This window comes from Methanobrevibacter sp., assembly GCF_045541095.1.
Taxonomy (GTDB): Archaea; Methanobacteriota; Methanobacteria; order Methanobacteriales; family Methanobacteriaceae; genus Methanocatella.
Genome location: NZ_JAZQIJ010000083.1, coordinates 1 through 12,375, shown reverse-complemented (window position 1 = coordinate 12,375; position 12,375 = coordinate 1). Strand labels below are relative to the sequence as shown.

At 32.9% G+C, this 12,375-nt stretch carries 13 protein-coding genes; 8 read left to right on the top strand and 5 right to left on the bottom strand.

Going from position 1 to position 12,375, the window contains the following annotated elements; genetic code table 11:
* Positions 1-214 precede the first annotated feature (214 nt).
* The 6 genes from ACKI2P_RS03685 to ACKI2P_RS03660 all read left to right on the top strand — a co-directional run bounded on the left by ACKI2P_RS03685 (position 215) and on the right by ACKI2P_RS03660 (position 6,171).
* Positions 215-2,047 (top strand): cysteine peptidase family C39 domain-containing protein, encoded by a 1,833-nt coding sequence (locus ACKI2P_RS03685; protein WP_407375124.1) that lies wholly within the window; start codon positions 215-217, stop codon positions 2,045-2,047.
* Between the two features lie 270 nt (positions 2,048-2,317).
* On the top strand, positions 2,318-2,455 hold the full coding sequence (locus tag ACKI2P_RS03680; RefSeq protein WP_407375122.1) for a hypothetical protein: 138 nt from the start codon (positions 2,318-2,320) through the stop codon (positions 2,453-2,455).
* Positions 2,448-3,074 (top strand): uracil phosphoribosyltransferase, encoded by a 627-nt coding sequence (gene upp, locus ACKI2P_RS03675; protein WP_407375120.1) that lies wholly within the window; start codon positions 2,448-2,450, stop codon positions 3,072-3,074. Before ACKI2P_RS03680 ends, upp begins: the two co-directional genes overlap by 8 nt.
* A gap of 43 nt (positions 3,075-3,117) precedes the next feature.
* Entirely contained in the window at positions 3,118-3,546 is a 429-nt protein-coding gene (locus ACKI2P_RS03670) for an EamA family transporter (protein WP_407375118.1), read from the top strand.
* Positions 3,547-3,593: 47 nt separating this feature from the next.
* A complete protein-coding gene (locus ACKI2P_RS03665; protein WP_407375116.1) occupies positions 3,594-4,031 on the top strand; it encodes a transposase in 438 nt (145 codons plus the stop codon).
* Between the two features lie 508 nt (positions 4,032-4,539).
* Positions 4,540-6,171 (top strand): transposase, encoded by a 1,632-nt coding sequence (locus tag ACKI2P_RS03660; RefSeq protein ID WP_407375114.1) that lies wholly within the window; start codon positions 4,540-4,542, stop codon positions 6,169-6,171.
* A gap of 66 nt (positions 6,172-6,237) precedes the next feature.
* Here ACKI2P_RS03660 and ACKI2P_RS03655 read toward each other — a convergent pair whose 3' ends face one another.
* A complete protein-coding gene (locus ACKI2P_RS03655; protein ID WP_407375112.1) occupies positions 6,238-7,926 on the bottom strand; it encodes an ATP-grasp domain-containing protein in 1,689 nt (562 codons plus the stop codon).
* A gap of 48 nt (positions 7,927-7,974) precedes the next feature.
* Positions 7,975-8,622: an HAD family hydrolase gene (locus ACKI2P_RS03650; RefSeq protein ID WP_407375111.1), complete on the bottom strand. Its 648-nt coding sequence runs from the start codon at positions 8,620-8,622 to the stop codon at positions 7,975-7,977.
* A 68-nt stretch (positions 8,623-8,690) separates the two neighbouring features.
* Between ACKI2P_RS03650 and ACKI2P_RS03645 the strand changes: the two genes are divergently transcribed.
* Positions 8,691-9,179: a hypothetical protein gene (locus ACKI2P_RS03645; protein ID WP_407375109.1), complete on the top strand. Its 489-nt coding sequence runs from the start codon at positions 8,691-8,693 to the stop codon at positions 9,177-9,179.
* Between the two features lie 92 nt (positions 9,180-9,271).
* A complete protein-coding gene (locus tag ACKI2P_RS03640) occupies positions 9,272-10,090 on the top strand; it encodes an amino acid ABC transporter substrate-binding protein (protein WP_407375107.1) in 819 nt (272 codons plus the stop codon).
* A 57-nt stretch (positions 10,091-10,147) separates the two neighbouring features.
* Here the strand turns inward: ACKI2P_RS03640 and ACKI2P_RS03635 are convergent, their stop codons facing one another.
* From ACKI2P_RS03635 to ACKI2P_RS03625, 3 genes are read right to left on the bottom strand one after another with little or no spacing between them, the layout of a single operon-like run.
* Positions 10,148-10,972: an SDR family oxidoreductase gene (locus ACKI2P_RS03635; RefSeq protein ID WP_407375105.1), complete on the bottom strand. Its 825-nt coding sequence runs from the start codon at positions 10,970-10,972 to the stop codon at positions 10,148-10,150.
* A 49-nt stretch (positions 10,973-11,021) separates the two neighbouring features.
* Positions 11,022-11,555, bottom strand: coding sequence for a YgjV family protein (locus ACKI2P_RS03630; RefSeq protein WP_407375103.1), 534 nt, complete (start codon positions 11,553-11,555; stop codon positions 11,022-11,024).
* 46 nt (positions 11,556-11,601) lie between these two features.
* Complete coding sequence (locus tag ACKI2P_RS03625) at positions 11,602-12,315, bottom strand: alpha/beta hydrolase (protein WP_407375101.1); 714 nt, start codon at positions 12,313-12,315, stop codon at positions 11,602-11,604.
* Between the last annotated feature and the right edge of the window lie 60 nt (positions 12,316-12,375).

Genomic DNA, 12,375 nt, shown 5'->3' with positions numbered 1-12,375 from the left:
AGTTTTGATTAACTTTGTCATTTATTAGTTTAGATTTCATTGGTATTTAAAGTTCTTCAGAGAGCATTTGATAAGTAATTTTTTGTGCAATTCATCCATGACCTAAGAGGTCATGGTATTCTTGCAATATTTTTGATAAATTGCGAATTTTTTTATTCTTTCAGTGAAAAGTATTAGTATCCATAAACAAGATATAATGTATTAGGTGGGGTATGTGAAGAGATTTTTAATAATACTGATTATTTTTTCATTTTTTATAATTGGGGCAGTATCTGCAAGTGAAAATCTAACTGATGATGCATTGGGCAGTAATAGTACAGATGAAATGCAGACTCCGGTAATTTCTCTAAATTCGTCTAAGGGTTACGTTAACCAGAGCATATCAATTTCACTTTCCGATTCGAATAATGGGGGATTATCAGCTAAGGAGTTAACCGTCAATGTCGATAAAAAAAAGTATTCGTTGGTTACCGACAATAAAGGATCAGCTGTTTTTAAATTGGATTTGAAAGCTAATTCATATGCTTTAAACGTTATTTTTAAGGGTGATGATAATTTCGCACCTGTCAATCAGACATTTAACATAAATGTTTTGAAATTGCCGACATCCATTAATCCTGTCAATACAACAGTTTTGAAATATAAATATTTCTATGTCTATCTAAAAGACAAATCTGGAAATCCTTTAATCGATGAAACCGTCTCATTTAAAGTAGACGGAAAAACATATAAATCATCCACCAACAACAAAGGTAGGGCCGCCCTTAAGGTCAATTTAAATCCTGATGCAAAATATTCTCTGAAAATCAGTTATGCCGGAAACGATTATTACAGTTCAATATCCAAAACCGTTACTCTGATTGTTCCTGCAACTACTTCAATAGTCATCGGAAACGACAAACTTCTCTCAAAGGGTTATTTAAGGATTTATTTAAGAAGCGATACGTTATCAGCCATTTCCAAAAAGACCGTATCTATAACTGTAGGTTCAAAAACCTATAAGAAAACCACAAACTCCGAGGGAGTAATTGTTTTTAAACCTTATTTGGGGAATAATACTTATCTGGTATCTGCTGATTTTGCAGGAAGCGACACAATATTCTCATCTCATGCAAGTAAAAACGTCACAGGTGTTATCGGCAGCGTAAAAGATCCTCTCAAAACAAAAATTCCTCTGGTTAATGGGGTTCCGGACATTGATGTGATGCCAGGTCATTATGTTATGGGTGACGGGGACATGAAGTACACATTATTAAAGGAGCAATACAGAAATGTTTTGAAAAGGGACAGTAAGACTTTGTTTTTAACAAACAAATTAAGCAAGTATGTTATCTTTAAAACAAAATCAGAACCCAAGATAATTCATGTTCTTGTGCGTGAAAAATGGAACGTGATTGAAAGGGCCATCAACACCAAAATAGTCTTGAAAAATAAGAATAATTACTGGCCGGGTTCCATTACGGTTTCCTTAAAGGGCAAGTCATATACTTATCCTCAGGTCAGGGATGAGCAAAATACGGGATATACATGCGGTCCGACTTCTGCAAGCATGTGCAGTCAGGTTTTAAGAAATTATGTCTGTGAAAGTCAGTTTGCAAAACTGTCAAAGACTACTGTGGCCGACGGGACCATGGCAAAAGATCTTAAGAAAGGTTTGGAAAAGGCAAATTTCAAATGCTATTATTTTTATAAAAAAACTTTTGACAAAGCTTTAAAACAACTCAATAAAGGAGGATGTGCTTTGATTTTCCACACCTGGGGTCATTATGTGGCCATTTTGGATATCAGTAAAGATGGTAAAAAGATTTTAATAGGAAATCCGTCAGGTGATTATGATTATGGAAGTCATGACATTCCGACAAAATGGGTGACAGTCAACTTCATGAAGGGTAAGTTCAACAATTATGACACTACAAGCATAGTTGTGAAATTAAAACATTCTTTATCTTCAATTCAAAAAACAAAATTGAAAAATCTGTATTCTACCTTTGGAAGTGGTTGGACTGCCCAAAACACTTTACAAAGAATTCCTCAAATAGGTAAATAGGAATTTTTTCATTTATTTTTTTAAAATATTAACGATTTTAATATTTTTTTTAATAATTTTTTTAAATTTTTAAATTTTTTTTGTTAAATTATGAATTTTAATTTTTTTTTATAAAAATTCTAGTAAAAAGAAAGTATTTTATAACTTTATTCAGATATATATTATTAATCAGAAATTTGTTAGTCATTATTTTAAATAATTGGTCTTAAAATTTTAATCAACAACCAGGTCGACTTCAACAACACCAAAAATGTTGTTGTTGCTGCAACAATGCTTGTTTTAGGATTAGGTGGAGCTGCATTGTCCATCGCTTATGGTGATTTATCCATTTCAATTTCAGGAATGTCACTTGCAGCAATAATTGGTGTACTGTTAAACTTATTGATTCCGGAGGAAAAACATGAATGAATTTGTATTATGCCATCCGTTAGTAACTCATAAACTTGCAATCTTAAGGGATATCAATACGGGAACCAAAGAGTTCAGGGAATTGGTAACTGAAATTTCCACAATATTGATGTATGAGGCTATGAAGGATGCAAAACTTGAAAAAACAACTATCGAAACTCCACTTGAGAAAATGGAAACTGGAATGCTTGATGAAGATAAGTATGCCATCGTTCCGATTTTGAGAGCGGGAATGGGAATGGTCGATGGAATTTTAAATGTAATTCCAAACGCAAAAATAGGTCATATAGGGCTTTACAGAAACGAAGAAACATTTGAACCAGTTGAATATTACTATAAAATGCCTAAAGGAATTGATAAACGGGAAGCCATTGTTATTGATCCTATGCTTGCAACCGGTGGAAGTGCCTCTGCGACAATATCAAGGCTTAAACAGGATGGTGTCAAAAAAATAAAGCTATTGTGTATTGTGGCCGCTCCTGATGGAATCTCATGCATTGAAGATGACCATCCTGACGTGCAGATTTTCTGTGCAACGGTCGATCGTGAATTGAATGAAAATGCATATATCTTGCCGGGTCTTGGAGATGCAGGTGACCGGGTATATGGAACTAAATAGTGAAGTTTAACTTCACTTTCTTTTTCTTTTTTTGGTGTTAATTGTGAACTGGAACCTGATTTGGCCAATTTTAATGGTTATTTTGGCAAATACATTCTATAACATTTGCATGAAATCGATGCCTGGAGATGTAAATCCATTCGGAGCATTGATGGTTACTTATTTTGTTGCGGCAGTTATTTCTGCAGTTATTTTTGTATTCATGGTTGGGCCTTCAAATGTTGTTTTTGAAATTTCAAAAATCAATTGGACTTCCATAATCCTTGCGGTAGCTATAGTCGGCCTTGAAGTGGGTTATGTTTTTGTCTATCGTGCAGGCTGGGCAGTAAGCACAGCCAGTGTGGTTGCAAACATAGGTCTTGCATGTGTTCTTTTGGTTGTCGGATACCTGCTATACAAGGAAAATGTTTCACTCACTCAAATTGTGGGATTTTTCGTTTGTATGGTTGGGCTGATTTTAATTAACATTTAATGTTTTGACAAAAAATTTTTATAGTATTTAATTTTAAAAATATTTCTATGAGCAGACAGGCCTACGTTAATAAAAACATTCCAATTTCTCAAATTCGCCGTGTAAAACGAGATTTGGAGAAATTTGTGCTTTTATATGAAAAAATAACTTTTATAGAAGATTTATACTGTGATGAAACTGTAAAAGATTCTATTAAAAAACATGGAAAAACTCCTCAAACTGGTTATAAATGGCTAAAAAGCTGGAATGAGGAAGGTTTTGATGGTCTATTTAGAAAAGGCAATTCTGGAAGAGTTTCCAAACTCTCTGATTATCAGTTTGAAATTTTAAAGAAAAACATTGTCTTAAAAGGTTTGTCCAATGTTTCTGAAATTAAGGAAGAAATTCAAAAGGAATTCGGGGTTACTTATTCGGAAAGACATTTGAGAAGGTTAATTTTTGATTTGGGGCTTTTGGAGATTATGGATTCAAATGATAAAAATTGATGTTTTTATGGGAGTGTCCGATAATTGAGTGATACTTTTAATACACTTGAAATCATTAGTCCGAATTTGATGACTAATTCCGAGTATTTTATTAAGTATTACTCATTTTAAGAACTTCTTGCATAAAATGAACTTAATACTTGTTTTTTATTTATTTAATTAATGATTAATTTAATTTACTAATTTTATTTTTATTTTTGGGTAAAAATAGAGGAGTTCATGTTTATTAAAAATATGAATTCTTGTTTAAAATACTTTATTTAGCTTGTAACTGAATGTACTATTTTTATTTGTCTATAAAAAGAGTTATATTTATATGTGAAGGAATTTATAATTATTAAACATACAACAACTCAAACTAACAAAAATAAATTCACTTCACAATCTATTTTTTTGTGATTTATATAATTTATTTGTTTCGATTTTAAAAAAATAATCATCCGAGATTAATTTTAAATATTGTTGTTTTTTGTTGTATAATAAATTAAAATTGTGGGTGAAATTAGAAATGAGCGCTACATGTCAGAGTTATTATACTTTAAAGAATCCTGGGGACAATATAAATAAAACACATGAATTTTATACATTATATTATTTGTTTGAAATATTTAAGGAATTAAATCCTAGTTATTTTAATCAAAATGATAGTCCGGGCCGTCCTAGAATTTATACACCGGATATAATGTTGCCATTTATACAATGGGGACATTTAAATAAGATAATTAGTTGTAGGGAATTGGAAAAATGGTGGACACGAAACGATGACACTTGCAATTTCATTTTGAATTGTAAAAAACCTGGAAAAAGCAGCATAAACGAATTTTTAAATGAATACAACTATCTAATTGATGAATTCGACAAATTTATCGTGAATTTTTCACTAAAAATTGGTTTAATGGATGGAAACATAATATATCATGATGGTACTGTACTTAAAGGTTATTGTAATAATTTTAAGAAGTTATATGCTGATCAACTATATTATCTGAGAGATTTTATTTTAAAATATCGTCATGAAACCGACGAAAAAGGTTTATGGTTCAAATTAGACAAATTTTTTAATAATAATGAATTTAAAGACGAAATAGAACCTATTTTAAATGAATTAAAAGATATGATATATGCTGGAGGCATATATCTTTTAAAATCCATTTTTAAACAAAAAAACGGCCTGAAAAAAGTCTTATTAAAAATTAAACATATGGAAGAAAATGTTAAAGGAAATCAACCAATCAGCATTATAGACCCCGAAGCACACAGTATGCTAGATAAAGATGGAGAATGGGGATTTAATTATAATTTTCAAGCAGGAGTAGATGAGAAATACGGAATGATGGCTGTACACTACATTACACAAAGTCCAAATGACAAAAAAGAACTACTAATTACAATAAATGAATTAAACGAAAGATTGGGCAAAAAAGACTATGTTATTGTAGCGGATCATGGATATTGGCATATAAAAAGTTTAGAAAAAATATATAACTCTCCAACCACCATTGTAATACCAGATAGAGCCGCTGCAAGTCGCAAAAAAGAAAAAACAAATACAAAACAAAAGAAATCAAATTTAAAAATTGATGAAAAATTTAGAAAACACAAATTCATTAAAGATTGGCAAAAAGACATTTATATTTGCCCAAATGGTTCCATTTTAACAAGAATGAACAATAATAAACAAAATGGCATAAAATATAAAGTTTATGGAACAAACGATTGTTTCACCTGTCCGGATCAGAAAAAATGCGCAACAGAATCCAAAAGAAAAATCAAAGACCGATGCGAATCAGAAATCAACGAAATCAAAAAAATTTATTACTCCGAATGGGGTCAAAAAATCTATTCAGGAAGAGGTTCCAATGCAGAAGGCAACTTTGGAACCTTACTCGAGTCTAGAAACTTTAGAGGAATAAAAACAAGAGGAATAAAAAGAGCAAACAACGAATTAACACAATATGCAATCACACACAACATTAAAAAAATACACAAACATACAAACGTTAATGTGCTAAAAACTATCTTAAAATTAATAAAACAAGAAAAAACAAAAAATAGAAATGTAGATATAAATATTATTGATGAATTAATAAAAGATTTTATTATCAAGGATGAAATACTTGTAGATTTAAAAATAAAATAAAAAAATGGGAGATTTTAAAATCAAAAAATTATCGGACACTCCCAAGGGAATATTGAATTCCCAGTATCATTTGGTTGCAATTACAAAACCTTTCAAATCATGCAGAGGCAGTTGGATTTTCAAATCCAGAACCTTGATAAACGCTTCAACAGATTTTCTGCCATGAGAAATGTAGACATATGTAGATTTTGGAATGAAAATTAATCCTCCCACTTTGACCCTATTGATTATCTTTAAAAACATGTATGCAACACAGTCATTGGTCTTGTCAATGATGCTTTTGTTTAAATTCACAACAACACAGTCAAACTCGCCGTTTACATTATCAATCTCATTAATTGGAACCTGAAGCAGGTTTACATCCTCAAAGATTTTGTCGGTTACAAAAAGAGTATTTCCGTAAGCTGAAACTAGACTCAATATATATTTTACATCATCAAATGATTCTGTCTCATCGATTTCAGATTTCTTATCCAGTTCATCGCTTAAAACCAAATCAAATGCATTCTTTTCTATGCTTCTTAAAAAATCAATATCATTGTGAACAAACTGGCCGTTTGGATGTGTAAGATAAACCGTTCCCCCAGTAGTTTCTAAATCCTGAGTTTTGACAAAGAATCTTTCAGCACCATACAACACTCTAGTTGTCAGGAAATGGCTTTTTAAATTGTTACTTATGTATTTCATAGGTGATGTACGGGCAAGGAGGTCCTTTGGAACTATGAAGAATTTCAAGGCCCCATGTTCATATAACTGATATCCCCTCAGGCGTTCAAATTCAAATTTTTTCGGATTTAAATACGAATCAAGAATACTATCAGTTTCATGCTGACCGGTAATTCTGTCCAAAAACTTAGCAGGCATATTACCACCCATAGGACGGCAGTTAACTTCAATCAATACCGGACCATTTTCATCTACCATATACTCCCCATGGACAGGACCGTATTCAATTTCCAATGCATCGGCCACATCATAAGCATATTCTACTAAATCAGCATCACCAAGGCCCAAATCATTGACTGATTCCATATAATCGTAGATATGTCCTCCTTCAGGAGTGTTTATCTTATGGTACTTCCATATACTTGTGACACGATGAACACCTTCACAGGAAACCGTGTTTACAATATATTCATCTCCTTTTATGAGCTCCTGAATAACATATTCTGTATTCTTCTCACCATATAAATTGACCTGTTTAAACAAATCCTCAAGATTGTCAATCATTTCCTGCTTGTTTGAACAAAATCTAACACCTACAGAACCTGCGCTGTATGCCGGCTTTACAACCACTTCCGAAAAATTTTCCTCATCATAATACCTGATTGCTTCTTCAACAGATTTGACTACACCGCCTCGAATATGTCTCAGATTGTTTTCAGCAAGTTTTTCCTGCATTTTATGCTTTAATGTCATGGATTCAATGTTTTCAACCGGATTGCCTTTGAGATTTAAATCGCTGGCCAATTTGGTTGCTAAAATAACGCCTTTTTCTGAACCTGGAACGACAAGTTCCGGATTATAGCCTTTAATCATCTCAAGAGTATCTTCATATGACCCCTTTTCATAGATTAAATCAAAATCCTCTTCGACATCTTCAAGGGATCCTAACACCATATCATTGTATATTTTGGCGCCCTCACTTCCGTCATTCTTCAAAATCAAAACGACAGGATGAAAATTTCTATTAACAATATCTTGTATAAAATTAATTCCTGTAGAACCACATTCTACTATGACAATATTTCTCATTTTACCTCCAAACATTAATTTTAAGTTTATAATTAAATTTATTAAAATTCAATCAAATAAATCTATCAGTTCAAAAAAATCATCAATGACTTTTATCGGATAATCGTTTTGCATATCCTTTTCAAGGCCATAACCCCAGGTTACCAAAACACAGTCAATTCCTGCATTTTTTGCAGTTAAAATATCAGTTATTGAGTCTCCGATATAGACTGCCTCATCCAAACTGACACCTGCCTTTTTAACTAGGTTATTAACACCATAAGGATCAGGTTTTGAAGGGTAAGAATCATTATGACCTTCAATTCCAATAAAATCAATATCTTTAAAGTTCTTTTCAACCAGTTCCTCCAGCGAATAGGTCAGTCTATTTGAGTTTATAGCAAGCAATATGCCTTTTTCCTGCAATTTGTATAGAATCTGTGATGCATCAGGAAATGGAACAGTCAGATTCTTTGGAGAGGAATTGTAAAAACCCAGATATGTCTCCTTGACCTTTTCAATATTTTCAGGTGAAGCATTATCCCCAAGAACTAAAGATGTAATCTCATCAATGTTTCCGCCCAGGCATGGAATGTACTCGTCACGGGTCAGCGTTGGAAATCCGTACATCTCCAAGGTCCTGTTATAGCATAGCACCACATCGCAAATCGAATCAAAAAGTGTTCCGTCAAAGTCAAAAATTGCTAACTTCTTCATAGTTTAATATATGTTTTTCACCAATTATATATTCAACATCGAATAAAGATATGACTAACGGTGATTTTATGATTTTAAACAGAAAAAATTTAATCATTTTTTTAATATTGGTCGGCGCTTTGGCTGTTGTCGGTAGTGTTTACGCACAGGATTTATCCGACGGAGATAGCGTTAAAGCAACAAACACCATAAAAAAGGTTTCAGCCAAAAGCACAAAAAAGGTAACTGTAAAAATTTATAACTTCAAGCCAGGAGTATTATGGGGACCTAAGGCAGTAAAACTTAAAAATGGTGATGCAATAGTAGGTTACGTAACATATACCGGAAATTCCCAGTTTGACAAGGGAACCGGAGTTACCGCATGGTATATAGGAAACGGCCTCAACGGAGATATGGTTCCGCATCACACAAAGCTCATTAAAGCAAAATTCTATTTCAAAAACAGCAAAGGCAAAATTAAAACAAAAACCGTAACCGGCGCAAGCGGCCATATACAAACCAAACTCATAAACGGCTATACACCATACAAGGCCGTAGTATACTATCAAACCAAATAGGATTAAAACTCCCATCACCTTAAAAATTTTAATAAATGTTATATAGTAACTTCTACAAAAATTGAATTAACTAAATTTGAAAGAGGAATTATATGAACAAAAAAATATTAATTGCAATAGCATTGACAATATTTTTACTCATGAATACTGCAAGTGCAGGTTTGTTCGATATGAATAATAACAACACCGCCGCAATAAATAATGAAAATACCCTTGTTGTCGGAATATATCCTGTTTTTCCACCATTTGAATATCAAAACGATAATGGAACTTATGTAGGATTTGATATAGATTTGGCAAAGGAAGTCTGTAAGAGAAACAACTGGACATTTAAACAAGACATCATCATCGACTGGAACAGCAAGGAATTTGAAGTTAATTCAGGTGAAATCGACTGTATCTGGGGATCATTTACAATAGACGGCCGTGAAGACAAATATGAATTTACAGAACCTTACTTTAACAACGAACAGGTTGTTGTAGTCAAGTCCGATTCAAACATTTCCACATTATCTGATTTAAAGGGAAAAGATGTTGAAATTCAGGAAGGCAGTTCAGGAATAGATGGAATCAACAACAACACTACATTAAAAGAATCATTAAATAGCTTAATGCAGGTTAAGGACAACAATATTGCATTGATGGATCTTGAAAGTGGTGTCTGTGATGCGGTAGTGATGGATATCGGAATTGCAAATTACCACATCAACAACAAATATCATGACGACAAAATCCTAAACCAAAGTATTTCTTCAGAAAAGTATGGAGTCGGATTTAAAAAAGGAAATACCGAATTAAGAGATGCCGTTCAAAAGACTTTAGATGAAATGTTCAAGGACGGAACCGTAGAAAAGATAGCTCAAAACTATTCAGACTACAATCTCACAAACAATCTAATTAAACCAAATTAAAACCATACCATTTTATTTTATTTTATTTTATTTTACTTTAATTTTAAAAAAAGAAAATTAAGGTTGTAATTTTCCATAGAAGTATGATGCTGTAGCTCCTCCATCTACCAGGAAATCTGAACCTGTAATGAATGCACCCTTATCACTCATCATCAATTCTGCAACATTTGCTACCTCATCAGCTGTTCCTGGTCTTCCTGACGGACAATTTGCAAACATGTTTTTATAAAAGTCTCCTCTCGGACCGTTAAACTCATCTATAGCCAATGGAGTTACTATGATTCCAGGAGATATTGAGTTGATTCTTGCATTTCGCTCACCCCAGTTGCATGCCTCATACATCACCCTTTTTACATTGCATCTTTTAGCCAGTTGGTATGCATGCAATGTATCATCAATGTTTTCAGGCTGCAAAACTTCCAAATCAAGAAGTTCTTCTGTTGGTGTCATTGCAAGCTGCCTGTCAATTTCTGCTCCCAGCTGTTTCATTCTGTGTCCTGACTGTGAAGAAATTACAACACCACATCCGCCTTCCTTGATGACTTTTCCAACTTCCTCCATAAGAACTGCTGTTCCGTAGAGGTCCACTTTAAGGATTGTTTCAATCGGAGCCTGTGACGGTGAGACACCAGCAGCATTTATGAAGTATTTTATTTCTCCAAAACTTTGGGAAACTTCAATGATATTCCTAATTGACTGTCTAGAAGATATATCACATTCTACTGTTTCAACATCAAAACCTGCTTCAATCATTATTTTGGATATTGTTTCAAGATTTTGAGGGCTTTTATCTCCAAGCATTATTTTCTTACCATGCCCTATTCTTCTGGCGATTGCCATTCCGATTTGACCTGCCCCTGTTAACAACAAAACATCTTTCATAATTATCACTAAAAATTAATTTGAAAAAACCAGTATATAAAATTGTTGATTATTGCAACATTTTATCTGAATTGCCAAGATTACGTATGAGATTGATAAGAGAAATGACGCCTACCAATGCAGTAAAACTTTCAATCGCTGCAGATGAAAAGTCCAATATGGCCAGGAAATAAACCACATATATTGCACTGTTAATAATAAAGCTTGATTTTATGGATTTGATTGTTTTTAGATAGTAATTGGACAGGGAAAGTTGAATGATAGCAATTATAGGCAGCAGCCCTACAAAACCAAGAGTGTTTACCAAAAGTCCCAAAACAACTGAAATAACAATGAAAAACATTGTCCAGTTAAAGGTCAGTCTGTCATAGTAAACCATAAGGTTTCTTGATGCGGCTATTGCCATGGTAACAACACCAGTCCACGAAAAGAAAAACACTGATGAAATTATTAAAATGAATGCATTAAGAAACTGGTAAAAATATGCTTTCTTTTCATCATTGACCCACATGCTCAAAACGATGAAAATTCCTGCAAACAAAGAAATTCCATTACCAATTATTATATTCAATGCCAAAGCCATAATAATAATTTAAAAATGAAAATATTTAATATTAACTAAAAAAAGATTAATTTGAAAGAGTTATGTTATTTATAAACTCCAACATTTCATTAACACAGATTGATTGCTGTTCCTGATAAGATATTTTAGCAACATTATCACCTTTCTGCGCCCCATAATTGGCGAACTGTTCATGGTTTCCCCCTTCAATGACAAATTCTGTCAAATTTTTCATCAATGGTTTTGCCTTATTGTAGGATTCCATATTGAGGATACCATCTTCAGACCCGTAAATTGATAAAACAGGTTTGTCTATTTCTTCTATAGGGTATGCAGCTATCAGTATAACCCCTTCAGTCTCATTTGATTTGGTTGCATAGGATGCCGCTGAAAGTCCACCCAGAGAATGGCCTGCCATGATATAATGGGAATAGTTTGTGGTGTCAATAATCTGGTCTGCACTGTCCTGGGCGAAGATAGCAAAATTCAAAGGCATCTGAACAATATAACAATCTACACCCTTACTGGCCAAATCGACAAACATAGGCAGATATGCCACATATTCATTTTTAGCACCAGGATAAAATATTAATGCAGTATCATTCCCATATCCGTCCAAAAATAATCCATTTGATGAATTTGTGACTGAAACGTTTTCAGTTCCTGCCAGCAGATCTGTTGCAGTCTTTTCAGCATGATTGTATTCTGTAAAGTAGAATACAGCATAAGCCAAAAGCAATAACAGAACAATTATTATAATGACCTTAATTTTCTTATTCATAGTTATCAACTTTATGAATAAAGATATATTATTTATTAGTTTATATACTTAACTGATTAA

Bases quoted from the DNA above. Each gene is read 5' to 3' on its own strand.
- ACKI2P_RS03650 (WP_407375111.1), bottom strand. From the start codon at position 8,622: ATGAAGAAGTTAGCAATTTTTGACTTTGACGGAACACTTTTTGATTCG.
- ACKI2P_RS03655 (WP_407375112.1), bottom strand. From the start codon at position 7,926: ATGAGAAATATTGTCATAGTAGAATGTGGTTCTACAGGAATTAATTTT.
- upp (WP_407375120.1), top strand. From the start codon at position 2,448: ATGAATGAATTTGTATTATGCCATCCGTTAGTAACTCATAAACTTGCA.
- ACKI2P_RS03660 (WP_407375114.1), top strand. From the start codon at position 4,540: ATGAGCGCTACATGTCAGAGTTATTATACTTTAAAGAATCCTGGGGAC.
- ACKI2P_RS03665 (WP_407375116.1), top strand. From the start codon at position 3,594: ATGAGCAGACAGGCCTACGTTAATAAAAACATTCCAATTTCTCAAATT.
- ACKI2P_RS03630 (WP_407375103.1), bottom strand. From the start codon at position 11,555: ATGGCTTTGGCATTGAATATAATAATTGGTAATGGAATTTCTTTGTTT.
- ACKI2P_RS03680 (WP_407375122.1), top strand. From the start codon at position 2,318: ATGCTTGTTTTAGGATTAGGTGGAGCTGCATTGTCCATCGCTTATGGT.
- ACKI2P_RS03645 (WP_407375109.1), top strand. From the start codon at position 8,691: ATGATTTTAAACAGAAAAAATTTAATCATTTTTTTAATATTGGTCGGC.
- ACKI2P_RS03635 (WP_407375105.1), bottom strand. From the start codon at position 10,972: ATGAAAGATGTTTTGTTGTTAACAGGGGCAGGTCAAATCGGAATGGCA.
- ACKI2P_RS03640 (WP_407375107.1), top strand. From the start codon at position 9,272: ATGAACAAAAAAATATTAATTGCAATAGCATTGACAATATTTTTACTC.
- ACKI2P_RS03625 (WP_407375101.1), bottom strand. From the start codon at position 12,315: ATGAATAAGAAAATTAAGGTCATTATAATAATTGTTCTGTTATTGCTT.